We start from the raw sequence: 24,649 nt of genomic DNA, 5'->3' as shown, positions 1-24,649 counted from the left end.
GAGTGACGCTGGGTCCCCGTACGGGCACGGAGAGTTGAGGCTAGCTCAGGCGCTCGATGACCATCGCCATGCCCTGACCGCCGCCGACGCACATGGTCTCCAGACCGAACTGCTTGTCGTGGAACTGGAGGGAGTTGATGAGCGTGCCGGTGATGCGGGCGCCGGTCATGCCGAAGGGATGGCCGACGGCGATCGCGCCGCCGTTGACGTTCAGCTTCTCCAGCGGGATGTTCAGGTCGCGGTAGGAGGGGATCACCTGGGCGGCGAACGCCTCGTTGATCTCGACCAGGTCGATGTCGTCGATGGTGAGACCGGCGCGGCGCAGGGCCTGGTTCGACGCGTCCACCGGGCCGAGGCCCATGATCTCGGGGGACAGGCCCGAGACACCGGTCGACACGATGCGGGCGAGCGGGGTGAGGCCGAGCTCGCGGGCCTTGGTGTCGGACATGATCACGACCGCGGCGGCGCCGTCGTTGAGCGGGCAGCAGTTGCCGGCGGTGACCAGACCGTCGGGGCGGAAGACCGGCTTCAGGCCCTGGACGCCCTCCAGGGTGACGCCCGCGCGCGGGCCGTCGTCCTTGCTGACCACCGTGCCGTCGGGAAGCGTGACCGGGGTGATCTCGCGCTCCCAGAAGCCGTTCTTGATGGCTTCCTCGGCGAGGTTCTGCGAGCGGACGCCGAACTCGTCCATGTCCTGGCGGGTGACGCCCTTGACGCGGGCCAGGTTCTCCGCGGTCTGGCCCATCGCGATGTACGGGTCGGGGAGCAGGCCGTCCTCGCGCGGGTCGTGCCAGGTCGAGCCCTCGGACGCGGCGGTGGCGGCGGTGCGGGCCTGGGCCTCGTCGAAGATCGGGTTGGTGGTGTCCGGGAGGCCGTCCGAGCTGCCCTTGGCGTAGCGGGAGACCATCTCGACGCCGGCCGAGATGAAGACGTCGCCCTCGCCGGCCTTGATGGCGTGCAGGGCCATGCGGCTCGTCTGGAGCGAGGAGGAGCAGTACCGGGTGATCGTGCAGCCCGGCAGGTGGTCCATGCCCATCTGCACGGCGACGATCCGGCCCAGGTTGTAGCCCTGCTCGCCGCCGGGGAGGCCGCAGCCGAGCATCAGGTCGTCGATGTCGCGCGGGTCCAGCTCGGGGACCTTGGCGAGGGCGGCCTGGATGATCGTGGCGGTGAGGTCGTCGGGGCGCAGGTCCTTGAGCGAGCCCTTGACGGCGCGGCCGATGGGGGAGCGGGCGGTCGAGACGATCACGGCTTCGGGCATCACGGCTCCATGGGCGAACGGGGGTTTCTTCCGACTGGGCTGCTTGGGAAGTTACCCGTACGTATGGCCTGGGTCACGGGGGTGGCGGTGTGACCTATGTCTAAGCGCTTGCTTTGGCCCCCGGCGGTGGGGTGGTGGCTGGTGCCGTTCGGTGGGGGCCGATGTCCTGGCCGGACGGGCCGGGAGTGCCCGGCGCGGCGCTCGTCACTGCACGCCTGTCGGGCTGGTGGGTGAGGGCTCTGCCTCCTTGACCCGCCGCCTGCGACGCCGCTTCAGCAGGGCCCATGGCCCCGTCGGGCCCGTCGGCATCGCGGCCGCGACCTCCGTGCCCGCTTCCGAGGCCGCTTCCGCCGCCGCCCTCGCCACCGGCAGGAAGCCCTCGCGGCGGGAGACGTCCGGACGGTCCTCGTCGGCCGGCCACAGGCTCAGGGCCGCGCAGACCGTCGGCAGCACCGCCATCGCCGCCGTCGCGTAACCCTCCGCCGAGGGGTGGTAGTTGTCCGGGCCGAACAGCTCGCGCGGGTTTGCCTCGAACTCGGGGCCCAGCAGGTCGCCCAGGGACACCGTGCGGCCGCCCTGCTCCACCGCGCCGATCGTCTGCGCGGCCGCCAGCTGGCGCGAGGCCCGCCGGGCCAGCCACCGCAGCGGCTGCTGGACCGGCTCGATGGTGCCGAGGTCGGGGCAGGTGCCGACGACGACCTCGGCGCCGGCCGTGCGCAGCCGTCGTACCGCCGAGGACAGATGGCGCACGGAACGCGTCGCCGGCATCCGGTGCGTGACGTCGTTCGCGCCGATCATGATCACGCAGACGTCCGGGACCCGCTCGGGATCCGCCAGCGTCAGCGCCACCTGGCGGTCCAGGTCGTCCGAGGTGGCCCCGGGGAGGGCGACGTTACGGAGTTCCACCGGGCGCTCCGCCACCGCCGCCAGCCCGGACGCCAGCAGCGCGCCCGGCGTCTGGCCCGCCCGGTGCACCCCCTGCCCGGCCGCCGTGGAGTCGCCCAGCATCGTCAGCCGCAGCGGCGGCTCGCCCGCGGTGGCGTAGACATGGCCGTACCGGCCCTCGGCCTGCGGGACGTGCGGCGTCGTGCCGTTGCCCACCTGCCGCCTGGCCAGCCGCACCTCCGCCAGCAGCAGACCCATGGCCGCCGCGCCGACCAGACCGATCCCGCCGCCGCCGTACGCCGCACCGGCCGCGATCCGCCTGGCCGTTCTCGCCCTCGACATGCTCGTCATACGTCGCCGCCACCTCCGTCGTACCCGCTACACCCACTCCTTGCCCCGCACGGACCGTGGCCCAATCCCAACGGGGAGTGAACGACCGTCATGGCGCCCGATCAGGCCATAGGCTGGCTGGACCACTAGGACCACTTCTTTTGCAAGCATCCGGAGACAACGGTGCAATTCCACGACTCGATGATCAGCCTCGTCGGCAACACCCCGCTGGTGAGGCTCAACAGCGTGACCAAGGGCATCAAGGCGACCGTCCTGGCCAAGGTCGAGTACTTCAACCCCGGCGGTTCCGTGAAGGACCGCATCGCCCTGCGCATGATCGAGGCGGCGGAGGAGAGCGGGGCACTGAAGCCCGGGGGCACCATCGTCGAGCCGACCAGCGGCAACACCGGGGTCGGACTGGCCATCGTGGCGCAGCAGAAGGGGTACAAGTGCATCTTCGTGTGCCCCGACAAGGTGAGCACCGACAAGATCAACGTGTTGCGGGCGTACGGCGCCGAGGTCGTCGTCTGCCCGACCGCCGTCGACCCGGAGCACCCGGACTCGTACTACAACGTCTCCGACCGGCTGGTGCGCGAGACGCCCGGCGCGTGGAAGCCCGACCAGTACTCCAACCCCAACAACCCGCTCTCGCACTATCACTCGACCGGCCCCGAGCTGTGGGAGCAGACGGAGGGGAGGATCACCCACTTCGTGGCGGGCGTGGGCACCGGCGGCACCATCTCCGGCACCGGCCGCTACCTCAAGGACGCGAGCGACGGCCGGGTCCAGGTCATCGGCGCCGACCCCGAGGGGTCCGTGTACTCCGGCGGGTCCGGGCGGCCGTACCTCGTCGAGGGTGTCGGTGAGGACTTCTGGCCGACCGCCTACGACCGGACCGTCGCCGACGAGATCGTCGCCGTCTCCGACAAGGACTCCTTCCAGATGACCCGCCGCCTCGCCAAGGAGGAGGGCCTCCTGGTGGGCGGCTCCTGCGGCATGGCCGTCGTCGCGGCGCTCAGGGTCGCCGAGCGCCTGGACGAGAACGGCGTCGTGGTGGTCCTGCTCCCGGACAGCGGACGCGGCTACCTCTCGAAGATCTTCAACGACGAGTGGATGGCCGACTACGGCTTCCTGGAGGACGAGGGCCCCAGCGCCCGCGTCGCCGACGTCCTCAGCGACAAGGTGCACGGCGCCATCCCCTCGCTGGTCCACATGCACCCGGACGAGACGGTCGGCGAGGCCATCGAGGTGCTGCGGGAGTACGGCGTCTCGCAGATGCCGATCGTCAAGCCGGGCGCCGGTCACCCGGACGTGATGGCCGCGGAGGTCGTCGGCTCGGTCGTCGAACGCGAGCTGCTCGACGCCCTGTTCGCCAAGCGGGCCTCCCTGGAGGACCCGCTGGAGAAGCACATGTCGGCCCCGCTGCCCCAGGTGGGCTCCGGCGAACCGGTCGGCGACCTGATGTCGGTCCTCGGCGCGGCGGACGCGGCGATCGTCCTCGTGGAGGGCAAGCCCACCGGAGTCATCAGCCGGCAGGACCTGCTGGCCTTCCTCGCCAAGGGCGGGAAGTGACGGCAAACGTCCGGTGAACGCCGGATGCCGGCGGCGGACCTGCGGTTTCCTACCGAAAGGGTGGACTTCGCGGAACTGGTACGAGCGTGTCACGTCCGCGCAGCACACGCTTAACACGCGTCCGGCACATTGGTGGATGTCGGCAGGGCGGGAGCGGCTCCCCGCCCCGGCCGGCGCCGAACGTCCAAGGACCTCCGGAGCGGCTCCCGGACCTCCATGGACGCCGGACGTGAGACCTGGCCTGACCCGGTCGACGTCCCTCGCGGGGACCGCCGTCGTCCCGCCCCCCGTTCACGGGGGTGCGGCGGTCCCCGCGATATTTTTTTGCGGGCGCTTTCTTCTTCGGGCGGCCTCGGCAGGCGGTCTCAGCGGGCGGGGCTCGACGCCCAGCTGCCCAGCAGTGCCAGCCGCTCCTCCGTCTCCGACCCCGGTTCCGGGGTGTAGACGAGCAGGCTCTGGTCGCCGTCTCCCGGGACCGTGAGGGTCTCGTAGGAGAAGACGAGCAGACCCGCCACCGGATGCCGGAGGCGCTTCACGCCGTAGGCGCACTCCCTGACCTGGTGGTCGGCCCACAGACGGCGGAAGTCCTCGCTCTTCAGGGACAGTTCGCCGACCAGCGAGGTCAGTTCGCGGTCGTCCTGGTGGTGGCCCGCGAGCACCCGCAGATGGGCCACGCACTGGGCGGCCACCGCCGGCCACTCCGGGTAGAGGTCGCGCGCGGCGGGGTCGAGGAAGACCTGGCGCGGGATGCTGCGGGCCCTGGCCGTCGTACCGCTGTAGCAGAACACCGCGTCCGCCAGGGCGTTCCAGGCCAGGACGGTCATGCTGCGGTCGAGGACGAAGGCCGGGGTGCGGTCCAAGCTGTCGAGCAGGAGCTGGACCCCCGGGCGGACCCGGGAGCCGGCGGGACGTTCGGTCTGCCGGCGGGGGCGGGCCACCGCGTGGAGGTAGGCGCGCTCGGTCTCGTCCAGGCGCAGCACGCGCGCGACGGCGTCCAGGACGGCGTCGGAGACTCCCCCCGACTTCGTCCGGGCGGGGCCGCCGGGCCCTCTGCCCTGCTCCAGCCGGATGTAGTAGTCGACGCTCACTCCGGCCAGCTGCGCCACTTCCTCCCGGCGCAGACCGGGCACACGGCGCCGGCCGTGCGAGGGCAGCCCCACCTCCTCGGGCCGGATGCGGGCGCGGCGTGAGCGCAGGAAGTCTCCGAGGTCCCCGTCCATGGGTTCGATCGTAGGGGAGTCCCGGGTGGCGAACCTGGTACTGGCAGACCCAGGAAAAGCGCATCCCTGGGTAGGGCGGCCCGGACGCCGCAGGGTGGTGGACGAGGCCGGGGAGTCGCCCCGGCGGACATCCCACCGAGGAGCACATCGATGTCGTACGAGAATCTGGCCGGACGTACCGCCGTCGTCACCGGAGCGGCGAGCGGTATCGGCGAGGCCACGGCCGTCCTGCTGGCCGAGCGGGGGGCGCGGGTCGCGCTGCTCGCACGGCGCGGTGAGCGGCTGGAGACGATCGCCGGGAAGATCAGGGCCGAGGGCGGACAGGCGCTGGCCGTGGTCGCCGACGTCACCGACGACGCATCCGTGGCGGCCGCCGTTCGAAGCGTCCACGCGGCCTTCGGGACCGTCGACCTGGTGGTGAACAACGCGGGCGTGATGCTGCCGAACCCGATCGCGGACGCCCGCGTCGACGAGTGGCAGCGGATGATCGACACCAATGTCACCGGAGTCCTGCGGATCATCGGCGCCTTCGCCGGGGACCTGAACGAGGCGGCCGCGCAGGGGCGCAGCGCGGACCTGGTGAACGTCTCGTCCATCGGCGCGCACATCACCGGCTTCACCAACTACGCCGTGTACGGGGCGACGAAGGCCGCGGTCACCCATCTGTCGGCACTGCTGAGGAACGAGTTCGGGCCGCAGGGCGTGCGGGTCACCAACATCGAGCCGGGGCTGACGGAGTCCGAACTGGCCACGCACATCGAGGACGCCGGGCTGCGGGAGCAGATCGGCGGGCTGGTCGAGGCGACGGGCTCGCTGGCGGCCGCGGAACTGGCCGACGTCGTCGCCTACGTCACCAGCCGGCCCCGGCACGTCAACCTGCGCCAGGTCATGGTGCTGCCGACCGCGCAGGTGTGAGCGCCGAGGTCAGCCCTCCCAGTCGCTGCCCTGGGAGGACGGCTTCGCCCGCCGGCCCCGGAAGAGGTCCGGATTGAGGCGGAGCGCCTGGAAGGCGTTGACGCCGACGATGCCGACCCAGGAGACCAGCAGGCCGGGCAGGTGGGCGACGCCGCCGCCGATCGCGGAGAGCGGGATCGCCAGCACCAGGGAGACGATGCCGAAGCCGAAGCGTTCACCGAAGGAGTCGGTGGGCTTGGGCGAGCGGGCGCCGCGGGCCGTCACCATCTGCTGCTCGGCGAGCTGCCGGCGCAGCCGGCGGTCCACGGCACCGTCGATCCGCTGGTCGACCTTCTCCAGGAACGAGTCGACCAGCGCGGACTCGTACTCCTCGCCCAGTTCCCTGCGGGCCTGCAGGGTGGCGTTGAGTTCCTTCTTGAGTTCGGGGTCCCGCGCATCCATTCCGGTCATGGGATCCACGGTAGGCAGGGGGGAGGGCACCCGCACTGGGGATAGCCCCCCTGTTGCGCCGGGGGTCCTTCCTAGGCCAGCCCGTGCTGCTTCGCGTACGCGTTCGCCACGTCCTCCGGGTCCTCCTTGTCGTTGTCGACCTGGCTGTTGAGCCGGGTGAGCTGGGTGGTGGTGAGGACGTTCCCGAGGCGGGCGAGGGCCTTGCGGACGGTGTCGTCGGCCTTGCGGTCGGCGATCAGGGGGACGATGTGCTGGCTGGGAATGAGGTTCTTCGGGTCGCTCAGCACCACCCAGCCGTTGGCGGCGATGTCGGTGTCGGTGGTGAAGAGGTTCGCCACGTCGACGTCCCCCTTCTTCAGGGCGCCCTTGACCAGGGGGCCGTCGGAGTCGAGCGACTTGAACTCCTTGAACTCGACGCCGTACACCTCCTTCAGTCCGACCGCGCCCACCCGGCGCTTCTTGACCTCGGGGGCGGCGCCGATGACCAGCCTGCCGTTCTGCTCGGCGAGGTCGGCGAGGGTGACGAGGCCGTACTTCCTCGCGGTCGCCCGGGTGACGGCGAAGCAGTCGGAGTCGGCCGCCTGGCCGTACGGGAGGACCTGGAGGCCGGCGGGCAGGGCCAGGGTGAGGGCGTTCTGCATGGTGCCGGGCTCGGCGGAGGCGTCCTTGGGGGCCAGGTAGTTGAGGAGGGCGCCCTGGTACTCGGGCAGCAGGTCGATGTCGCCCGCCTTGAGGGCGGGGATCACGATCTCGCGGGTGCCGAGGTTGGGGCGGACCGTCACCTTCACTCCGGCCTGCCGGAGCACCGCCGCGTAGAGGTGGCCGAGGACCTGGTTCTCGGTGAAGTTGGCGGTGCCGATGGTGATCCCGCTCTTGCCGGCGCCGCCGCCGGCGGCGGCCGTACCGCCGCCGTCTAGGGAGGTGATGCCGCTGGAGCAGGCGGAGAGGGCGGGCACGGAGGCCGCCGCGAAGAGGCCGCCGAGGAGGGTGCGTCGGTTCATCTCAGGGTCCTTAAGCGGTGCGGTGCCGGAAGAGGAAGCGCTGGAGGCCGGAGAGCAGCAGGTCGAGGGTGACGGCGACCACGGCGACCAGCACCGCCCCGCCGAGCACCTGCACGAGGTCGCGCTGGGCGAGGCCGTCGAACACGTAGCGGCCCAGGCCCCCGAAGGAGACGTACGCCGCGATGGTCGCGGTGGCGACGACCTGGATCAGTGCCAGGCGCAGGCCGGTCATGACCAGGGGGAGGGCGAGGGGCAGCTCGACCTGGAACAGGACCTGGTGGCCGCGCATGCCCTGGCCGCGGGCGGCGTCCTTGACGTCCGGGTCGACGGCGGTCATGCCGGCGTAGGTGTTGGTGACGATCGCCGGGACCGCGAGGGCGACCAGGGCGACGTAGACCGGGAGCATGGACAGTCCGCCGGCCAGGAAGACCAGCACGACCAGCCCGACGGTGGGCAGGGCGCGGCCGAAGGACGCGAGGTTGATCGCCAGGAAGGCGCCCTTGCCGGTGTGCCCGATCAGCAGGCCGAGGGGCAGGCCGATCGCGGCCGCGACGAGGGTCGCGAGGAGTGAGTACTGCAGGTGCTCGGCGAGGCGGTGGGCGATGCCGTCGGTGCCCGCCCACTGGGAGCCGCTGGTCAGCCAGGTGCCGAGGTTCTCGAGGAGTTCGTACATCGCTCAGGCTCGCTTCCGGCGCCACGGGGTCAGGGCGTACTGCACGGCCACCAGCAGGGCGTCCGCGGCCACGGCGAGCAGGAGCGTGAGGAGCACTCCCACGATCACCGGGGTGGGGAAGTCGCGCTGGAAGCCGTCGGTGAAGAGCTGGCCGAGGCCGCCGTCGCCGATGTAGGTGGCGACCGAGACCAGGGAGATCGACATGACGGTCGCGATGCGGACGCCCGCCATGATCACGGGGAGGGCGAGGGGGAGTTCGACGGTCAGGAGCGTGCGCAGGGGGCGGGTGCCCATCGCCTTCGCGGCCTCCTTGGTCCTCGCGGGCACCGAGTCGAGGCCTTCGACGGTGTTCCGCAGCAGGACGACCAGCGTGTAGACGGTCAGGCCGATCACGGTGGTGGTGCGGGTCAGACCGCTGACCGGCAGCAGGAGCACGAAGATCGCGATCGAGGGGATCGTGAACAGGACGTTCGAGAGCCCGAGCAGGAAGCCGCGCAGGGGGCGGATCCGGTGGGCGATCACGGCGAGGGGAAGGCTGATCAGCAGGCCGAGGAAGACGGCGGTGAGGGCCGCCTGGAGGTGGGAGACCGTGAGGGTGGTGAGGTCGTCGGTGTGGCCGGATATCCACGACCAGTCGATGGTCATGCGGCCACCCGGGCCTCGGTGTGCGCCTGTCCGGCGTGCGCGTGGACGTCGTCGCGGGAGGTGACGCCGGTCAGGACGCCGTCCGCGTCGACGCGGGCGACCAGGCCGGCGGGGGAGGCGAGGGACTCGTCGAGGGCGGCGAGCAGGGAGTCGCCGTCCTTGAGGGGCCGGACGGGGAGTTCGGCCTCGCGCGAGGCCCAGTGCACGGGCCTGCCCGCCGCGTCGCAGACGAGGGTCCAGGCGTCGCCCTCCGGCGCGGGGCCCTGCGGGACGGCCGCCAGCGTCTTCAGCGAGAGCAGCTTCAGGCCGCGCTCGGCGCCGAGGAAGCCGGCCACGAAGTCGTCGGCGGGGCGGGCGAGGAGTTCGGCGGGCGGGGCGCACTGGACGAGGTGACCGCCGGTGCGGAAGATCGCGATGCGGTCGCCGAGTCTGACGGCCTCGTCGACGTCGTGGGTGACGAAGACGATGGTCTTGCTCAGCTCCTTCTGGAGCCTGAGCAGTTCGTCCTGGAGCTGGGTGCGCACGACCGGGTCGACCGCGCCGAAGGGCTCGTCCATGAGCAGGACCGGCGGGTCGGCGGCGAGGGCGCGGGCGACGCCGACGCGCTGCTGCTGGCCGCCGGAGAGCTGGTGCGGGTAGCGCCTGCCGGACTCGGGGGCGAGGCCGACGGTCTCGAGGAGTTCGGCCGCGCGGGCGCGGGCCTTCCTGCGGCCGTGGCCCAGGAGCAGGGGCACCGTGGCGATGTTGTCCAGCACCGTGCGGTGCGGGAAGAGGCCGGACTGCTGGATGACGTAGCCGATGGAGCGGCGCAGTTCTGCCGCGTCCTGCCGGGTGACGTCCTTGCCGCCGACCCTGATGGTGCCGGAGGTCGGTTCGACCATCCGGTTGATCATCCTGAGGGTGGTGGTCTTGCCGCAACCGGAGGATCCGACGAGGACGGTCACACCGCCTTCCGGCATGTCGAGGGTGAGATCGTGCACTGCTGTCGTGCCGTTGGGGAAGCGCTTGTGGACCGCGTCGAACTGGATCATGAGATGTCCCTTGCCCGGCTGTATAACGTCATGCAGAGTTCTCGGTAGCTGAATAGGTTGTCAACGCTTCGGCGTTAATCCGAGGTAACGGATGACCGCCAGGCAAGATCGGATGTCCGTGTTTGAGGGGAGTTCGGGTCAGATGTCGTCTCGGATCGTGGACACGCCGGATCCCGTCACGGTCGGGCACACCGGCCTGGTGGTCCTGGACGGGATCGGGCTCGGCGTCGCGGACGTCGTCCGCCTCGCCGACGGGAGCGCGCGACCGGTGCCCGGGACCGACGCGATGAAGCGGGTGACGGAGTCCTGGGACGCCGCCCGGCAGATCGCCGCGACCGGCCGCGTCTACGGCCGCTCGACCGGAGTCGGCGCGAACCGGAACGAGGACGTGCCCACCGAGGCGGCCGCCGAGCACGGTCTGCGGCTGCTGCGCAGCCACGCCGGCGCGATCGGCGAGGAACTCCCCGCCCGGCAGGTCCGCGCGATGCTCGCGGTACGGGCCAACCAGCTCCTGGCGGGCGGCGCGGGACTGCGGCCCACCGTCGTCACGGCCCTGTGCGAGGCGCTGGAGAACGGCGCGTACCCGGCCGTCAACGAGTTCGGCTCGGTGGGGACGGGGGACATCGCGGCACTGGCCCAGGCGGGACTGGCACTGGCGGGGGAGCATCCGTGGCGGAGCGCGGGCCCGGACCGGGGCGCCGAGGGTCTCGTCGGGCGTGGTGGGGCGGGCGCGGGGGGCCCGGGTGGACGTGGGGGCGGGGAGGCCGGTGGATCCGGTGCGGGTGATTCGGGCGGGCGGGGCGCCGAGGGTCTCGGCGGGTTCGGAGGGTGGGGCGCCGAGGGTCTCGGCGGGTTCGGGGGGCGTGGTGGGGCAGGCGGCGCCGGTGTTCCGCCGAGTGCGGGGGGCGGTGTCGCTCGTACCGCGCACGCCGTCGTCGGCGCCCCCGAGCCGCAGCCCCTCGACAACAACGACGCGCTCGCGTTCATCAGCAGCAACGCCCTCACGCTCGGTCAGGCCGCCCTCGCCCTGCACGAGTTGCGCGGGCTGATCGAGGCCACGCAGGTCGTCGCAGCACTGTCGCTGCTGGCGGTGGACGGGGCGCACGAGGCGTACGCCGCTCCCGTGCACGCCGCCCGCCCGCACCGCGGATCCGCCCAGGTGGCGCGACGCATGCGGGAGTTGATCGGCGCCGAGGACCGGCCGACCCCGCCCCTGGGGCGGATCCAGGATCCGTACGGCTTCCGGTGCCTGCCCCAGATCCACGGGCCCGCCCATGACGCAGCCGACGCTCTGGAGGAAGTCCTCGCGATCGAGATCAACGCGGCCGCCGAGAACCCCCTCATCTCCCCCGAGGACATGGCCGCCTACCACCACGGCGGCTTCTACCAGGCTCAACTCGCCCTCGCCCTAGACCACTTCAGGCTCGCCCTCACCCAGGTCGCCCGACTGTCCACGTCCCGGCTCTCCACCCTGAACGAGCCCGCCTTCACCCGCCTCAGGCCCTTCCTCGCCGACCAGGAGCCCGCCTCCTCCGGCGTGATGATCCTGGAGTACGCCGCCGGTGCCGCCCTCGGCGACCTGCGGGCCTTCTCCGCGCCCGCCTCCCTCGGCCACGCTGTACTCTCCCGGGGCGTCGAGGAACAGGCCAGCTTCGCCTCGCTCGCCGCCCGTCAGACACTGCGCGCGTGCGGCGCGTACCGTCTCGTCGTCGGCTGCGAACTCGTCGCCGCCGTAAGGGCGCTGCGCCAGCGCGACCTCAGGCCCGACCCGGGACTCCCGGTGGGCCGCGCGCTGGAACTCGCCGAGGCGGTGCTGGCGGAGGACCCGGCCGACCGGCCGCTCACGGGCGACGTGACGGCGGCGGCCGCACTGCTCGACCGGTTCACGGACATCTGGAGGGGGAGCGAGGCATGAGCGACATGGGTGCGGCGGGTGGGGCGGACACTCCCGCGGGACGGCTGCAAACACTGTTCGAGGGGCACCGGCTCACACCGACCCAGCGACGCATCGCGCACAGCATGGTGCGGCGGGCCTCCGACGTGCCGTTCCTGTCCAGCGTGGAGCTGGCCGAACTGGCCGGGGTCAGCCAGCCCTCCGTCACCCGCTTCGCCGTCGCCCTCGGCTTCGACGGCTACCCCGCGCTGCGCCGGCACCTGCGCGAGGTCGCCCCCGCCGAGCAGACGGCGGCCTCCGCGTCGTACAACGAGTACCAGCAGGCCGTCGAGGCCGAGATCGAGAACCTGAGGCACCTGGCGGAGGTCCTCGCCGACCCGCGCCCGGTGCAGAAGGCGGGCCGGCTGCTCGCCGCCTCCCGCCCCCTGCCGGTGCTCGGGCTGCGCGCCGCCGCCTCGCAGGCGTACGGCTTCGCCTACTTCGCCGCCAAGGTCCATCCGGACGTACGGCTGCTCCACGAGGGCGGCACCATGATCCACGACCGGATCGACGCCGCCGTCCGCGCGGGCGCCTCGACTCTGCTGTGCTTCGCGCTGCCCCGGCACCCCCGTGAGGTCGTCGACACCCTCGCCTACGCCAAGGAGGCGGGCCTGAGTGTCGTCACGGTCGCCGACTCCGCGTTCGCGCCGGTCGCCAAGGTCTCCGACCTGCTGCTGCCCGCCGCCGTCGGCACCGGCCTCGCCTTCGACACCGCCTGCGCGCCGATGCTGCTCGGCCGGGTGCTGCTGGAGGCGATGTGCGACGACCTGCCGGACGCCCAGGCCCGCCTGGAGGAGTTCGACGCACGGGCCGCGGCACGCGGACTCTTCGTCGAGTAGGCCGCGTTTTTCAGACTGGTCTCACGTTCGCCCGCTACCCTCCCGGACCGGCAGGACTGTGCCAGGACGACGAGGAGGCGGGACGTGGCACGCGCAGATCGCAGGGCTCAGGGGCTGGCTCGGGTGGCCGTCGTGGTGCGCGCCGGGGCCGCACCCCTGTGGTGGCTCGGGGTGTTCGCGGCGGCGGTCGGGCTGCTGGTTCCGGGGCTGACCGGGCGCCGGATCGGGGTGATGGCGGGAGCGGCGCTGTTCATCGTGGCGGTAGCCGTGGTGTCGTACAGCCGTCGCAAGCGGTACACGACGCTGGGGCGGGCGGCCGCGCGCGCGGGGAAGCACGACGTGCTCCAGGACCGTGCGGTCAGTGTGCGCAACTGGCGTCGCGGGCACCGCTGGTGGCTGCTGCTGGCCTGGCTGGTCGCGTTGCTGAGCTCGTTCGCGGTGCCCGTCGCGGGCGGCCTGCTGCTCGCCGGATGCGGTACGGGCCTCAGGCTCAAGGCCGCCTGGCTCGGGCGGCTCGAACGGACCGGGGACGCGCTGCTGTGGGTGCGGGTCGACTGGCTCGCCGCGAACGGCGGACGCCCGGCCGGCAAGGCGGTCAAGGCGTACCGCAGCACGGGGATCGCGGCGGGCGACGCGGCCCCGGGAGGAGCGCGCCGCCGCACCGCGGCACTGGTCTAGATCCGGTGCTCCCGGGTCACACCTCCAGGTCGTTCTCGATGGCCCGCAGCTGGTGGCGGGCCATGGCGAGGTTGGAGCGCTTGGCGTCCAGGACCAGGTAGAGGAAGAGGCCGTTGCCTCCGCGTCCGCTGATCAGGCGGATCAGGTGGTACTGGTCGGACAGGGTGATCAGGATGTCCTCGATCTGGCCCTTGAGTCCGAGGTGCTCCATGGTGCGCATCTTCGCGCGGACCACGTCGGTGTTGCCGGCGGCGGCCACGTTCAGGTCGAAGCCCTTGCTGCCGCCCATGGTGCCGAGCGCCATGCCGCTGGTGTAGTCGACGAGCGCGACGCCGGTCGCGCCCTCGATGGAGGCGAGGGCCTCCTTCAGTGCGGTTTCGGTGTTGGCCATGACTGTGTCTCCTCGGTTGTCTAACTTTCGGTGGTGGTGCGGGCCGCCGTCGGTGCGGCGGCCGCGGCGCGGGTGTCCACGGGCTTGGCCCGGGACGTGCGGGCTGCTCTGGCACGGGCCGGAGCGGGCTTCGCGGGCGCCTTCGTGAGGGCTTCGGTGTGCTCGGCGACCGCGCTGTCGACGAGTTCTGCGATCCGGGCGCCCGCCCGACGGCCCTCCAGGTGGAGGCGGCCGACGTTGACCCGGTCCTGGGCGAGCAGGGTGACCACGGCCCCGGCGCCCGCCGTGTACGTGGCGACGTAGCCGTACACGCCCCGTACGAGCAGTTCGCGCAGGTCGCCCTGGCCGGTCCCGTCGGCCAGCTGGGCGGCGAGCGCCCGGGTGGCCGCGGTGAGCGCGGCGACGGTCTCCGGATCGACGCCCGGGGTGTCCTGGGCCAGGACGAGACCGTCGGCGTCGGCCGCGAGGGCGCCGGTGAGCTGCGGCACCCGGGCTCTGAGCCGGCGCAGCTCCTCCAGGATCGCGTCCTGAGCTGCTGCCATCAGGTCTCTCCTCTCGGCGCGGATCCGCTGCCGTTCAAAGGGCCTCCAGCGCATCCCTGAGCCTCTTCAGCAAGGTGATGTGGGGGTCGACGGGCTCGACGGGGAGACCGACGCCCGGAACCCCGGGCAGAGGCTCGGTGCAGGACATCGGCGGGCGCGGCGCGATCACTCCGGCCGCCACCAGCCGTCGTACGTCCACCAGGGTGTGGAAGGCCGGGCGGCCCAGGGCGCGCGCGATCTCCGACGCCGTACGGATGCCGTCCACGCGGGCGAGCACCGCCTGCCGCCGGGCCGGGAGCGGCGGGGACGCGGGTCGGTGTTCCCGGGTCAGCGGCAGTTCGTCGGACAGGGCGTCGGGCCAGATGCGGTGCAGCAGGTCCCGCCGGCGCAGGGTCTCGCGCTCCAGGTCGGCGACCGGGACCGGGCGCGGGGTGCCGGGGGTGTCGTCGGGGTGCCGGGGGTGGTCGGGGACCGCGTCCGGTCCGTCCTCGGTGCTGTAGCGGAAGCGGCCCGGGGTGCTGCTCGGGGCCAGCGCGAAGTACGCCGCGTCGTACAGCGCGGTCAGCCGGCACATCTCCAGGGCGCCGGGGGTGAGCAGCCCGTCGGCGACCAGCCGGTGGCCGGCCCGGTGCACGGCCTCGGCGCCGGTGAGACGGCGGACCCCGGTGCCGGCGCCGCCGGCGCTCGCGACGCTCTCGGCCAGGGCCTGGCGCCAGATGCCGGCGTCCAGCGTGCCGTGCGCGGCGAGGAGGACGTCGGCGCCGGGGGCGGCGGGGCTCTCGGCGTGCACCACCTTGCCGTCGGCGAGGTGCAGGGTGCCGCGCTCGCGCACCAGGACACCGGTGGCGCGCTCGGCGGCCAGCCGGGTCAGCATCGGCGAGACGCCGCCCCAGCCGCGGCCCAGGGCGGCGGCCTTGTCGCGCACCGGCAGCCGGGGCGGCGGGGTGGCGGGCGTGCTGCGCACGGTCGTCATCCGAGCTCCAGCCGGCCGGCCATCTCGCCGAGCCGGATCCGGGCCAGTGCGAGGTTGCCCTCCGCGCGGGCCAGCCACAGGTGCAGGAACACACTGCTGTCGAAGGACGTCGGCACGAACCGCAGGACGTGGTAGCTGTCCCGGTTGCTGAGGATGAGGTCCTCGACCGGCGGCTCGGTCCCGGCCGGCCCCGTCGCGGAGCCGCCGGCGCCGTCGAGGCCGTCGAGGCCGACGGAGCCGGCGGAGGGCTCGGCGGCCCCGGGGCTGCCGGAGGCGAAGGCGCGCTGCTCGGCGGCGAGCCGGGCGAGCTCGGCGGCCTCCGCGGCGGCCGCCTCCTGGTCACCGCCGGGGGATTCCCCTACGGCACCCAGGGCCAGCCCGCTCGTCCAGTCGACCAGCGCGGCCCCCCGCGCGCCCGGCAGCCGCATGGCTTCCAGCAGGCACTCGTCGATTCCCTGCACTGGCTCCCCTCCCGCCTGGGGTTCGGCTGAGTGACGCCGAAACTACGCAACGTGTGCGCGAGGGGTGAGGGATCTGGCATTTTCCGGTGGAACATGCTCCAAGTGGCTAGAGTGGGTCAACTTGCCATCTTCACGGGCCCATTGATCAGCGGGCTCACCGGCGTGTGTCAACTGCTCCCGGGTGCGTGCAGGGTGGTGAGCGCACCGGCGTGCGCCCCTCCGGATTCGGCCACGATCGAAGCGAGCGTCTGGGGATCCCGTACGGTTGCGAAGCGGACGCCTCCCTCCGGGGCGGGGACGAAGCCGTAGATGCCCGGCCGGGCCAGCGAGTTGTAGGCGTAGTGGTGCGCGAAGTAGTACGCGCCCGTGTCCAGCGCCGCCGCGTAGTCCCCCTGGTCCAGCAGCGGCAGCGCGCGCCCCTCGGCCAGCAGGTCGCCGGCGAAACAGGCCGGTCCCGCCACGTCCTGCACCACCTCGGGCCCGCTCTTGGGCCGCCCCTTGCCGTCGTACGCCGCGATCCGCAGCGGCCACGACCCCGGTACGTAGACCGTCCGCGTCGCCACCTGCACGCCCGCGTGCGTCACCGCGACCGGCCGTCCGCCCGCACTCTTGGCGTACTCCACCCGCGCCACGATCGTGCCGTGCTTGGCCAGCAGCGACCGGCCGAACTCGGTGACCAGCCCGTACCGCCCGTCGAAGAGCCCCGGCACCGCCTCCCTGAGCGCCCGCGCGTACGCGCGGTACGTCGGTGTCGTCGCCTCCGAGGCGAAGTTCACCGGCAGCCCGCCGCCGATGTCGATCGTGTCGATCTGGGGCCGGCCGATGCGCCGGTTGATCTCCTCGGCGAGCGCGTAGGTCTCCGCGATCCCCTCGGTCATCAAGGAGAGCGGGATGCCCTGCGAGCCGGTGTGCGCGTGCAGCCGGGAGAGCCAGGGCCGGTCGAGGTAGGCGCGCACGACCCACTCGCGCGCTCCCTCGTCCCGCAGCGCCACCCCGAACTTCGAGGTCGCCGTGGCCGTGGAGGTCGCCCCGATGGTGCCCCCGCCGACCTGCGGGTTGATCCGGATGCCGAGCGGGGAGCGGCTCACGGCCGACCGCATGAGGCCGTCCAGGCGGTCCAGCTCCTGCGGGTTGTCCGCGTTGACGGCGATCCCCAGCGCCAGGGCCTCCCTGAGCTCGGCCGGGGTCTTGGCGGGCGAGTCCAGGACCGTCATGGCCGGAGACAGGCCCGCCGCCCGCGCCAGCGCGAGCTCGCCCGGGCTCGCCACCTCCGCGCCGATCCCCTCCTCGCGCAGCAGTCGCAGCACCGGCACCAGCGGGGTCGCCTTGACCGCGAACGCGTGCAGCACCGGCGTGCCGGGCGCGGTGACCTCGTCGAAGGCCGCGCGGAGCTCCGCCGCCGACTCCCGGACGCCGGTGACGTCGAGCAGCCCGGCGATGGGGGAGTCCGGCCCCAGCAGGCCCTGCTCCACGGCCGCCCGCACCGCCTCGTCCCGGCGCGCGGCCCGTCCCTCGCCGGTGGTGCCGTACTCGTCCATCACGTCCCCGTCCTGCCTTTCGCGCGCGTCGGATGTCCCACCGGTCAATCCCTGTCCTGAAACATCCCTCTCCTACCGATGCTGACGCGAGAACGTATTGACTAGTTCTATTCAGAAAGCCAGGATGTGAATATCGACGGCAACACTCCAGAGCAGAGTCCCCAGGAGGCAGACCATGTCAGGACCCCGCCCCGTCCGAGCGCCGCGCGGTACGGAACTGAGCGCCCTGGGATGGCAGCAGGAGGCCGCCCTGCGGATGCTGCAGAACAACCTGGACCCCGAGGTCGCCGAGCACCCCGACAAGCTCGTCGTCTACGGCGGCACCGGCAAGGCCGCCCGTGACTGGCGCTCCTTCGACGCGATGGTGCGGACACTGCGGACGCTGAAGCAGGACGAGACCATGCTGGTCCAGTCCGGCCGCCCCGTCGGCGTCATGCAGACCCACGAGTGGGCCCCGCGGGTGCTGATCGCCAACTCCAACCTCGTCGGCGACTGGGCCAACTGGGAGGAGTTTCGCCGCCTGGAGGCCCTCGGCCTCACCATGTACGGCCAGATGACCGCCGGTTCCTGGATCTACATCGGCACCCAGGGCATCCTCCAGGGCACCTACGAGACGTTCGCCGCGGTCGCCGCGAAGAAGTTCGGCGGCACCCTCGCCGGGACGATCACCCTCACCGCCGGCCTCGGCGGCATGGGCGGCGCCCAGCCCCTCGCGGTCACCATGAACGACGGCGTCGCGATCTGCATCGACTGCGACCCGCGCGCCATCGACCGCCGCATCGAGCACCGCTACCTGGACGTGAGGGCCGACTCCCTCGACCACGCCCTCCAGCTCGCCACCGAGGCCCGGGACGCCCGCCGCCCGCTGTCCGTCGGCGTCCTGGGCAACGCCGCCGAGCTGGTGCCGCAGCTCCTCGCCATGGGCGCGCCCATCGACATCGTCACCGACCAGACCTCGGCGCACGACCCGCTGGCGTATCTGCCGGTGGGCGTGGACTTCGAGGACATGGCCGACGCGGCCGCCAAGGACCCGGCCGGCTTCACCACCCGGGCACGTGAGTCGATGGCCCGGCACGTCGAGGCCATGGTCGGCTTCATGGACGCCGGCGCCGAGGTCTTCGACTACGGCAACTCGATCCGGGGCGAGGCGCAACTCGCCGGCTACGACAGGGCGTTCGCCTTCCCCGGCTTCGTGCCCGCCTACATCCGGCCGCTGTTCTGCGAGGGCAAGGGCCCCTTCCGCTGGGCCGCGCTGTCCGGTGAGGCCTCCGACATCGCCAAGACGGACAAGGCGATCCTGGACCTGTTCCCCGAGAACGAGTCCCTCGCCCGCTGGATCAGGATGGCCGGGGAGCGGGTCCACTTCCAGGGCCTGCCCGCGCGCATCTGCTGGCTCGGCTACGGCGAACGCGACAAGGCCGGCGAGCGCTTCAACGACATGGTGGCGAGCGGGGAGCTGGCGGCACCGCTGGCCATCGGGCGGGACCACCTGGACGCCGGGTCCGTCGCCTCTCCCTACCGCGAGACCGAGGCCATGCTCGACGGGTCCGACGCGATCGCCGACTGGCCGCTGCTGAACGCGATGGTCAACGTGGCCTCGGGCGCATCGTGGGTCTCCCTCCACCACGGCGGAGGCGTGGGCATGGGACGGTCCATCCACGCCGGCCAGGTGACGGTGGCCGACGGCACGAAGCTGGGCGGCGAGAAGGTCCGGCGCGTCCTCACCAACGACCCCGGCATGGGCGTCATCCGCCACGTGGACGCCGGATACGACATCGCGGAGTCGGTCGCCGACGAACGGGGCGTACGGATCCCGATGCGCGAGGGTGACCCGGCGTGACGCAGACGTCCCACGGCAGCTCGTTCCACACCATGTGGCGCGAGCTGCTCCCCATCGGCCGCCACCCCGGCTCCCACGGCTACCGCCGCTTCGCCTGGACCGGTGCCGACGCCGAATGCCGGGCCTGGTTCCACGAGCAGGCCGAGGCGCGGGGGATGAGCTACGAGCTCGACCGGAACGGGAACCAGTGGGCCTGGCTCGGGGACCCCGCCGCGGGGGACGCCGTCGTCACCGGCTCGCATCTGGACTCCGTGCCCGACGGCGGGGCCTTCGACGGGCCGCTCGGGGTCGTGTCGTCCTTCGCCGCGCTCGACGAACTGCGGGCCCGGCAGGTGGAGTTCACCAAGCCCCTCGCCGTCGTCAACTTCGGCGACGAGGAAGGCGCCCGCTTCGGGCTGGCCTGCGTCGGGTCGCGGCTCACCTCCGGACAGCTCACCGTCGAGCAGGCGCACCTGCTCACCGACGGGGACGGGGTCCGCCTGCCGCAGGCCATGGAGGCGGCGGGGTACGACCCCGAGGGCATCGGCGCCGACCCGGAGCGGCTCGCCCGCATCGGCGCCTTCGTCGAACTGCACGTCGAGCAGGGCCGGGCGCTGGACCTCTCCGGCGACCGGGTCGGCATCGCGAGCGCCATCTGGCCGCACGGCCGCTGGCGCTTCGACTTCCGCGGCGAGGCCAACCACGCCGGCACCACCCGCCTCGTGGACCGGCGCGACCCCATGCTGCCGTACGCCGAGACCGTGCTCGCGGCCCGCCGGGAGGCCGAACTCGCCGGTGCCGTCGCCACCTTCGGGAAGATCGCCGTCGAGCCGAACGGCGTCAACGCCATCCCCTCCCTGGTGCGCGGCTGGCTCGACTCCCGCGCCGCCGACCAGGCAAGCCTCGACCAGGTGGTCGGCGGCATCGAGAAGGCGGCCGGCGAGTACGCGCAGGCACACGGTATCGATCTCGACGTGGTCCGGGAGTCCTTCACGCCCGTCGTCGAGTTCGACCACGCCCTGCGCGACGAACTCGCCCGCATCCTGGGCACCCGCACCGAGCTGAAGGTGCCCGTCCTGGGCACCGGCGCCGGACACGACGCCGGGATCCTCTCCGGGCACATCCCGACCGCCATGCTGTTCGTGCGCAACCCCACCGGCGTCTCGCACTCCCCGGCGGAGTCCGCCGCCGAGGACGACTGCGTGGCCGGAGTCCTCGCGCTCGCCGACGTACTGGAAGGACTGGCCTGCCGGTGACAGTCAAGACCTACTGGCTGGAGCACGCCTGGCTCGGCACCCATGTCGAGCCGGGCGTGGCACTGACGGTGTCGACCAGCGGCTCCGCCGCGGGGGCGGACGGCCGCGTCACCGCCGTCCGCACCGGCACCGCCACCCCGCCCCCCGGCGCCGAGATCCTGCGCGGACTGACCCTCCCGGGCCTGGCCAACGCCCACTCGCACGCCTTCCACCGGGCCCTGCGCTCCACCGTCCAGGTCGGCTCCGGGACCTTCTGGACCTGGCGCGAGGTCATGTACGCCACCGCCGGCCGGCTCACCCCGGACACCTACCGCGACCTCGCCCGTGCCGTGTACGCGGAGATGGCGCTGGCGGGCATCACGGCGGTCGGGGAGTTCCACTACCTGCACCACGCCCCCGGCGGCACCCGCTACGCCGACCCCAACGCCATGGGCGAGGCCCTGATCGAGGCGGCCGCCGACGCCGGTGTCCGCATCACCCTCCTCGACACCGCCTATCTCTCCTCCGGCTTCGGACAGCCGCCCACCGCCCACCAGCTCCGCTTCTCCGACGGCAGCGCGGACGCCTGGGCCGAACGCTGTGCAGTTCTCAAGGACCGGGATCACGCGAGGATCGGTGCGGCGATCCACTCCGTACGGGCCGTGCCCGCCGACCAGTTGGCGACCGTGGCGCGCTGGGCCGAGGAGCGGCGGGCCCCGCTCCACGTCCACCTGTCCGAGCAGACCGCCGAGAACGACGCCTGCCGCGAGGCCCACGGCTGCACGCCGACCCGGCTGCTCGCCGAGCACGGGGGGTCCTCGGGCCGCGCACCACCGGCGTCCACAACACCCACCTCACCGACGAGGACATCGCCCTGATCGGCGGCAGCGGCACCGGCACCTGCATGTGCCCGACGACCGAGCGGGACCTCGCCGACGGCATCGGACCCGCGGTGGCCCTCCAGAGGGCGGGCTCACCGCTCTCCCTCGGCTCCGACAGCCATGCCGTCATCGACCTGCTCGAAGAGGCCCGCGCGATGGAGCTCGACGAGCGCCTGCGCACCCGCACCCGCGGTCACTGGACGGCGGCGGCCCTCCTGCGGGCGGCCTCGGCCGACGGCCACGCGGCCCTCGGCTGGGACGGCGCGGGCACCCTGGAGCCCGGTGCGCTCGCCGACTTCACCACCATCAGGCTCGACTCGGTCAGGACGGCAGGGCCGCCTGCGCGGCTCGGGGCCGAGACGGCCGTATTCGCCGCGTCGGCAGCAGACGTGTCGCACACGGTCGTGGGAGGTCGGCACGTGGTGCGCGACGGGGTCCACGCGCTGGTGCCACAGGTGCCGAAAGCCCTCGCGGACGCCGTCGCCGCACTGCACGGATGACCCCGGGCAGCCCGCTGCCACGGCCCGCCCCCGACCCCGCCCCCACCGCCGACCAGGCCACCGAGGACGCCATGAGCAACGCGACGACCGTCAGCCCCGCCCACTCCGCGAGCACCGCAAGCACGCTCATCACCAACATCGCCGCCCTGGTCACCAACGACCCCTCCCTGGGTGACAACACCCCCCTCGGACTGATCCAGGACGCGGCCGTCGCCATCGAGGGCGACCGCGTCGTGTGGACCGGTGATCAAAGCAAAGCACCCGCCACTGACAATCGGGTCGACGCGGGCGGCCGGGCGGTCCTGCCCGGCTTCGTCGACTCCCACAGCCACCTCGTCTTCGCGGGCGACCGCACCCAGGAGTTCAACGCCCGCATGTCCGGCCGCCCCTACAGCGCGGGCGGCATCCGCACGACCGTCGCCGCGACGCGGGCGGCGAGCGACGAGGACCTCGAACGCAACCTCACCCGCCACCTCGCCGAGGCCCTGCGCCAGGGCACCACGACCTTCGAGACCAAGTCCGGCTACGGCCTGACCGTCGAGGACGAGGCGAGGGCGCTGCGCATCGCCGCCGCCCACACCGACGAGGTCACCTACCTGGGCGCCCACATCGTCTCGCCCGACTACGCCGACGACCCGGCCGCCTACGTCTCGCTCGTCACCGGCGAGATGCTCGACGCCTGTGCCCCGTACGCCCGTTGGATCGACGTCTTCTGCGAGAAGGGCGCCTTCGACGGCGACCAGGCCCGCGCGATCCTGACCGCGGGCCAGGCGAAGGGCCTGCACCCCCGCGTCCACGCCAACCAGCTCACCCACGGCCCCGGAGTGCGGCTGGCCGTCGAGCTGGACGCGGCCAGCGCCGACCACTGCACCCATCTCACCGACGACGACGTGGACGCGCTGGCGAACAGCCGCACGGTCGCCACTCTCCTGCCCGGCGCGGAGTTCTCCACCCGCGCCGAGTGGCCCGACGCCCGCCGTCTCCTGGACGCAGGTGTCACCGTCGCCCTGTCCACGGACTGCAACCCGGGCTCCTCCTACACCTCCTCGGTCCCCTTCTGCATCGCCCTCGCGGTCCGCGACATGCGGATGACCCCGGACGAGGCGGTCTGGGCGGCCACCGCGGGGGGCGCGGCCGCCCTCCGCCGCGACGACATCGGCCGGCTGACGCCCGGGTCCCGCGCCGACCTGATCCTGCTGGACGCCCCCAGCCATGTGCACCTGGCCTACCGGCCCGGGGTACCGCTGGTCAGCGGCGTGTGGCGACGCGGCGTCCGGGTCGTCTGAGCCTCAGGAGGCCCCGGCCCGCCACCGCTGCTCACCGCCCCCGGTCAGCGGCTCCAGCGAGACGGCGTCCCCGCCTGCGGGAGTCACCCCCGTCGCGATGGCGATCGCCGGGCGGATCACTCCGTCGGGGTCGACCGTGAAGCGCAGGTTGTCGCCGTTGCGGCCCTCGACCGAGTCGCAGGACCAGATGCCGAGGCCCTTGTCGACGTCGCCGCGGCTGTCGAGGCAGAAGTCGGGGTCGGCGGCGGACTGGAGGACACCGCGGCCGGTGTCGACCCGCCAGCGCTGGGAGGCGGCCGAGGTGCAGGGGGCCGTGACGACGTCCGTGCCCTCGGCGAAGTCGCTGGAGACGTCCAGGCAGCGGGCCGTGGAGACGTTGACCACCTGGGCGTAGGAGCCGCCCGGCGGGCGGAAGGGCGGAGCCGTCTTCCGGGGCGGCGCCGAACTCTTCGTCGGGGACGGCGAGGGCTGCCTGCTCGTGACCGACGCGGAGGGCGAGGGTGAGGGCGAGGGGGAGACGGTCGCGGTCACCGTCACCGGCGGCAGGGTCGGCAGCGCGCCGCCGGCCGAGACCGGGGCGGAGGAGGAGGCCGACGCGCCCGTCGGCGGCTCACCCTCCTGCGAGACCAGGAACAGCAGCAGCGGCGCCAGAGCCACCCCCAGTGCCGCCGAGGCCAGGACCAGCCGGCGCGGTCGCGGCCACGTGCCGGGCGGCGTACGGGACCCCGCCCGGGACGCTGCCCGGGGGCGGTCCTCCTGCTCGGCCCCGCTCCGGCCCGCGTAGGCCGTCCCGCCCCACGGCAGCAGCCCCTCCGCGAGCGCCGCGCGCGGGGTGTCGCGCAGGGCGCACTGTTCCTCGTGGGCGGCCGCGCAGTGCGGGCAGTGGGCCATGTGGGCGTGCAGGTCGGTGCTGGTGCGGGGGCTGTCCGGTCGTACGGACTCCTCGATGAGACGGCGGAAGTCCACGCAGTGCGGGTCGTCCGAGGAGGCGAGGCGCAGTGTCAGGCACGCCCGGGCCAGAGAGTGCAGGGCGCCCTCCGTGCCGTAGACGACGTCCTCGCGGGTGAGGCCCAGATGGCCGGCGGTGCGGGACTCCGGTTCGCCCTCCACCAGGCCGTACCAGACGAGGCCCTGGGTGCGGGCGGGCAGGGACGTGAAGGCGGCGAGCATGGGCGGCACCGGGCCGTCGGGGCCCGCCGTGTTCAGGAGCAGCAGGACGCTCGGGTCCAGGCCCGCCGCCCGGTCGTCCCCGGCCCACGCCGCCGCCGACCGGGCCGTCAGCAGCAGGAGGCTCAGGCGCCACGGGACGCCGGGGTCGACCCCGCGGGCCGTCTCCCGGGCGGCGAGGGTGAAGGTCTGCGCGGCCAGTTGCCGGGCCGCGGACTCGCCGGCCGTGCAGAGGCGGGCGTAGGCCAGCACGGAGGGCCGGTGGCGGGCGCGGAGTTCCATCAGGGCCGCGTACGCCGTGGCCGTGTCGGCGCGCAGCAGCTCCGTGAGCCGGGCGTCGGACGCCCCGTCGGGGCGAGTCATGCGCACCCTCCTCCTGACGTACCGGCCAGTCTGTGGGGGACCATAGTGAGGGAAGCGAAC

Annotated in this window: 22 protein-coding genes and 1 pseudogene; 9 read left to right on the top strand and 14 right to left on the bottom strand. The window is 73.0% G+C overall.

The features are described from left to right. Positions 1-40: 40 nt before the first annotated feature. Positions 41-1,261 (bottom strand): acetyl-CoA C-acetyltransferase, encoded by a 1,221-nt coding sequence (locus M2163_RS22135; protein ID WP_280851075.1) that lies wholly within the window; start codon positions 1,259-1,261, stop codon positions 41-43. Between the two features lie 204 nt (positions 1,262-1,465). Beyond that, positions 1,466-2,497, bottom strand: coding sequence for an SGNH/GDSL hydrolase family protein (locus M2163_RS22130; protein WP_280894813.1), 1,032 nt, complete (start codon positions 2,495-2,497; stop codon positions 1,466-1,468). Between the two features lie 162 nt (positions 2,498-2,659). Between M2163_RS22130 and M2163_RS22125 the strand changes: the two genes are divergently transcribed. Further along, a complete protein-coding gene (locus tag M2163_RS22125; RefSeq protein ID WP_280894812.1) occupies positions 2,660-4,048 on the top strand; it encodes a cystathionine beta-synthase in 1,389 nt (462 codons plus the stop codon). Between the two features lie 365 nt (positions 4,049-4,413). Here the strand turns inward: M2163_RS22125 and M2163_RS22120 are convergent, their stop codons facing one another. Continuing rightward, complete coding sequence (locus tag M2163_RS22120) at positions 4,414-5,268, bottom strand: helix-turn-helix transcriptional regulator (RefSeq protein ID WP_280894811.1); 855 nt, start codon at positions 5,266-5,268, stop codon at positions 4,414-4,416. A 150-nt stretch (positions 5,269-5,418) separates the two neighbouring features. On the opposite strand from M2163_RS22120, the gene M2163_RS22115 reads away from it, so the two are divergent. Then, on the top strand, positions 5,419-6,183 hold the full coding sequence (locus M2163_RS22115) for an SDR family oxidoreductase (RefSeq protein ID WP_280851079.1): 765 nt from the start codon (positions 5,419-5,421) through the stop codon (positions 6,181-6,183). 9 nt (positions 6,184-6,192) lie between these two features. On the opposite strand, the gene M2163_RS22110 is transcribed toward M2163_RS22115, so the two are convergent. The 5 genes from M2163_RS22110 to M2163_RS22090 form a co-directional block, all read right to left on the bottom strand. After that, complete coding sequence (locus M2163_RS22110; RefSeq protein WP_280854181.1) at positions 6,193-6,624, bottom strand: hypothetical protein; 432 nt, start codon at positions 6,622-6,624, stop codon at positions 6,193-6,195. Between the two features lie 80 nt (positions 6,625-6,704). After that, positions 6,705-7,634 carry an ABC transporter substrate-binding protein gene (locus tag M2163_RS22105; RefSeq protein ID WP_280894810.1) on the bottom strand — a complete coding sequence of 310 codons (930 nt, stop codon included), beginning with the start codon at positions 7,632-7,634 and terminating at the stop codon, positions 6,705-6,707. 10 nt (positions 7,635-7,644) lie between these two features. Continuing rightward, positions 7,645-8,307: an ABC transporter permease gene (locus tag M2163_RS22100; protein ID WP_280851081.1), complete on the bottom strand. Its 663-nt coding sequence runs from the start codon at positions 8,305-8,307 to the stop codon at positions 7,645-7,647. A 3-nt stretch (positions 8,308-8,310) separates the two neighbouring features. Next, positions 8,311-8,952 (bottom strand): ABC transporter permease, encoded by a 642-nt coding sequence (locus tag M2163_RS22095; protein WP_280851082.1) that lies wholly within the window; start codon positions 8,950-8,952, stop codon positions 8,311-8,313. Continuing rightward, a complete protein-coding gene (locus M2163_RS22090; protein ID WP_280894809.1) occupies positions 8,949-9,983 on the bottom strand; it encodes an ATP-binding cassette domain-containing protein in 1,035 nt (344 codons plus the stop codon). The genes M2163_RS22095 and M2163_RS22090 overlap by 4 nt, the downstream gene beginning before the upstream one ends. Before the next feature lie 142 nt (positions 9,984-10,125). Between M2163_RS22090 and M2163_RS22085 the strand changes: the two genes are divergently transcribed. From M2163_RS22085 to M2163_RS22075, 3 genes are all read left to right on the top strand, one after another. Further along, the gene (locus M2163_RS22085) at positions 10,126-11,898 is read left to right on the top strand and encodes an aromatic amino acid ammonia-lyase (protein WP_280894808.1); all 1,773 of its coding nucleotides are present in this window, start codon (positions 10,126-10,128) and stop codon (positions 11,896-11,898) included. Then, on the top strand, positions 11,895-12,755 hold the full coding sequence (locus M2163_RS22080) for a MurR/RpiR family transcriptional regulator (RefSeq protein WP_280851084.1): 861 nt from the start codon (positions 11,895-11,897) through the stop codon (positions 12,753-12,755). The genes M2163_RS22085 and M2163_RS22080 overlap by 4 nt, the downstream gene beginning before the upstream one ends. Before the next feature lie 84 nt (positions 12,756-12,839). Next, on the top strand, positions 12,840-13,433 hold the full coding sequence (locus M2163_RS22075; protein ID WP_280851085.1) for a hypothetical protein: 594 nt from the start codon (positions 12,840-12,842) through the stop codon (positions 13,431-13,433). 16 nt (positions 13,434-13,449) lie between these two features. Here M2163_RS22075 and M2163_RS22070 read toward each other — a convergent pair whose 3' ends face one another. The 5 genes from M2163_RS22070 to M2163_RS22050 form a co-directional block, all read right to left on the bottom strand. Beyond that, entirely contained in the window at positions 13,450-13,824 is a 375-nt protein-coding gene (locus tag M2163_RS22070) for a hypothetical protein (RefSeq protein ID WP_280851086.1), read from the bottom strand. 20 nt (positions 13,825-13,844) lie between these two features. Continuing rightward, positions 13,845-14,366 (bottom strand): roadblock/LC7 domain-containing protein, encoded by a 522-nt coding sequence (locus M2163_RS22065; RefSeq protein ID WP_280851087.1) that lies wholly within the window; start codon positions 14,364-14,366, stop codon positions 13,845-13,847. Positions 14,367-14,400: 34 nt separating this feature from the next. Further along, on the bottom strand, positions 14,401-15,339 hold the full coding sequence (locus M2163_RS22060; protein ID WP_280894807.1) for a hypothetical protein: 939 nt from the start codon (positions 15,337-15,339) through the stop codon (positions 14,401-14,403). Continuing rightward, positions 15,336-15,800 (bottom strand): hypothetical protein, encoded by a 465-nt coding sequence (locus tag M2163_RS22055; RefSeq protein WP_280894806.1) that lies wholly within the window; start codon positions 15,798-15,800, stop codon positions 15,336-15,338. Before M2163_RS22055 ends, M2163_RS22060 begins: the two co-directional genes overlap by 4 nt. 167 nt (positions 15,801-15,967) lie before the next feature. After that, positions 15,968-17,338, bottom strand: coding sequence for a diaminopimelate decarboxylase (locus M2163_RS22050; protein WP_280897294.1), 1,371 nt, complete (start codon positions 17,336-17,338; stop codon positions 15,968-15,970). 175 nt (positions 17,339-17,513) lie between these two features. Between M2163_RS22050 and hutU the strand changes: the two genes are divergently transcribed. The 4 genes and pseudogenes from hutU to hutI all read left to right on the top strand — a co-directional run bounded on the left by hutU (position 17,514) and on the right by hutI (position 23,059). After that, positions 17,514-19,178, top strand: coding sequence for a urocanate hydratase (gene hutU, locus M2163_RS22045; protein WP_280894805.1), 1,665 nt, complete (start codon positions 17,514-17,516; stop codon positions 19,176-19,178). Positions 19,179-19,210: 32 nt separating this feature from the next. Then, positions 19,211-20,413, top strand: a complete 1,203-nt coding sequence (locus M2163_RS22040; RefSeq protein WP_280897293.1) for an allantoate amidohydrolase — start codon at positions 19,211-19,213, stop codon at positions 20,411-20,413. Further along, positions 20,410-21,773 (top strand): annotated as a pseudogene (locus tag M2163_RS22035) (formimidoylglutamate deiminase). Before M2163_RS22040 ends, M2163_RS22035 begins: the two are co-directional and overlap by 4 nt. After that, on the top strand, positions 21,770-23,059 hold the full coding sequence (gene hutI / locus M2163_RS22030; protein WP_280894804.1) for an imidazolonepropionase: 1,290 nt from the start codon (positions 21,770-21,772) through the stop codon (positions 23,057-23,059). The pseudogene M2163_RS22035 and the gene hutI overlap by 4 nt, the downstream one beginning before the upstream one ends. 3 nt (positions 23,060-23,062) lie before the next feature. Here hutI and M2163_RS22025 read toward each other — a convergent pair whose 3' ends face one another. Next, a complete protein-coding gene (locus M2163_RS22025) occupies positions 23,063-24,589 on the bottom strand; it encodes an RICIN domain-containing protein (protein WP_280894803.1) in 1,527 nt (508 codons plus the stop codon). Positions 24,590-24,649: the final 60 nt, after the last annotated feature.

Source organism: Streptomyces sp. SAI-135 (assembly GCF_029893805.1).
Classification (GTDB): domain Bacteria; phylum Actinomycetota; class Actinomycetes; order Streptomycetales; family Streptomycetaceae; genus Streptomyces.
This window is presented reverse-complemented; position numbering and strand designations above follow the sequence as displayed.

What these genes read in the sequence shown, in the direction of transcription:
- M2163_RS22135 (WP_280851075.1), bottom strand. Translation starts at nt 1,261, where the DNA reads ATGCCCGAAGCCGTGATCGTCTCGACCGCCCGCTCCCCCATCGGCCGC.
- M2163_RS22130 (WP_280894813.1), bottom strand. Translation starts at nt 2,497, where the DNA reads ATGACGAGCATGTCGAGGGCGAGAACGGCCAGGCGGATCGCGGCCGGT.
- M2163_RS22120 (WP_280894811.1), bottom strand. Translation starts at nt 5,268, where the DNA reads ATGGACGGGGACCTCGGAGACTTCCTGCGCTCACGCCGCGCCCGCATC.
- M2163_RS22115 (WP_280851079.1), top strand. Translation starts at nt 5,419, where the DNA reads ATGTCGTACGAGAATCTGGCCGGACGTACCGCCGTCGTCACCGGAGCG.
- M2163_RS22110 (WP_280854181.1), bottom strand. Translation starts at nt 6,624, where the DNA reads ATGGATGCGCGGGACCCCGAACTCAAGAAGGAACTCAACGCCACCCTG.
- M2163_RS22105 (WP_280894810.1), bottom strand. Translation starts at nt 7,634, where the DNA reads ATGAACCGACGCACCCTCCTCGGCGGCCTCTTCGCGGCGGCCTCCGTG.
- M2163_RS22100 (WP_280851081.1), bottom strand. Translation starts at nt 8,307, where the DNA reads ATGTACGAACTCCTCGAGAACCTCGGCACCTGGCTGACCAGCGGCTCC.
- M2163_RS22095 (WP_280851082.1), bottom strand. Translation starts at nt 8,952, where the DNA reads ATGACCATCGACTGGTCGTGGATATCCGGCCACACCGACGACCTCACC.
- M2163_RS22090 (WP_280894809.1), bottom strand. Translation starts at nt 9,983, where the DNA reads ATGATCCAGTTCGACGCGGTCCACAAGCGCTTCCCCAACGGCACGACA.
- M2163_RS22085 (WP_280894808.1), top strand. Translation starts at nt 10,126, where the DNA reads ATGTCGTCTCGGATCGTGGACACGCCGGATCCCGTCACGGTCGGGCAC.
- M2163_RS22080 (WP_280851084.1), top strand. Translation starts at nt 11,895, where the DNA reads ATGAGCGACATGGGTGCGGCGGGTGGGGCGGACACTCCCGCGGGACGG.
- M2163_RS22070 (WP_280851086.1), bottom strand. Translation starts at nt 13,824, where the DNA reads ATGGCCAACACCGAAACCGCACTGAAGGAGGCCCTCGCCTCCATCGAG.
- M2163_RS22065 (WP_280851087.1), bottom strand. Translation starts at nt 14,366, where the DNA reads ATGGCAGCAGCTCAGGACGCGATCCTGGAGGAGCTGCGCCGGCTCAGA.
- M2163_RS22060 (WP_280894807.1), bottom strand. Translation starts at nt 15,339, where the DNA reads ATGACGACCGTGCGCAGCACGCCCGCCACCCCGCCGCCCCGGCTGCCG.
- M2163_RS22050 (WP_280897294.1), bottom strand. Translation starts at nt 17,338, where the DNA reads ATGGACGAGTACGGCACCACCGGCGAGGGACGGGCCGCGCGCCGGGAC.
- hutU (WP_280894805.1), top strand. Translation starts at nt 17,514, where the DNA reads ATGTCAGGACCCCGCCCCGTCCGAGCGCCGCGCGGTACGGAACTGAGC.
- M2163_RS22040 (WP_280897293.1), top strand. Translation starts at nt 19,211, where the DNA reads ATGTGGCGCGAGCTGCTCCCCATCGGCCGCCACCCCGGCTCCCACGGC.
- hutI (WP_280894804.1), top strand. Translation starts at nt 21,770, where the DNA reads ATGACCCCGGGCAGCCCGCTGCCACGGCCCGCCCCCGACCCCGCCCCC.
- M2163_RS22025 (WP_280894803.1), bottom strand. Translation starts at nt 24,589, where the DNA reads ATGACTCGCCCCGACGGGGCGTCCGACGCCCGGCTCACGGAGCTGCTG.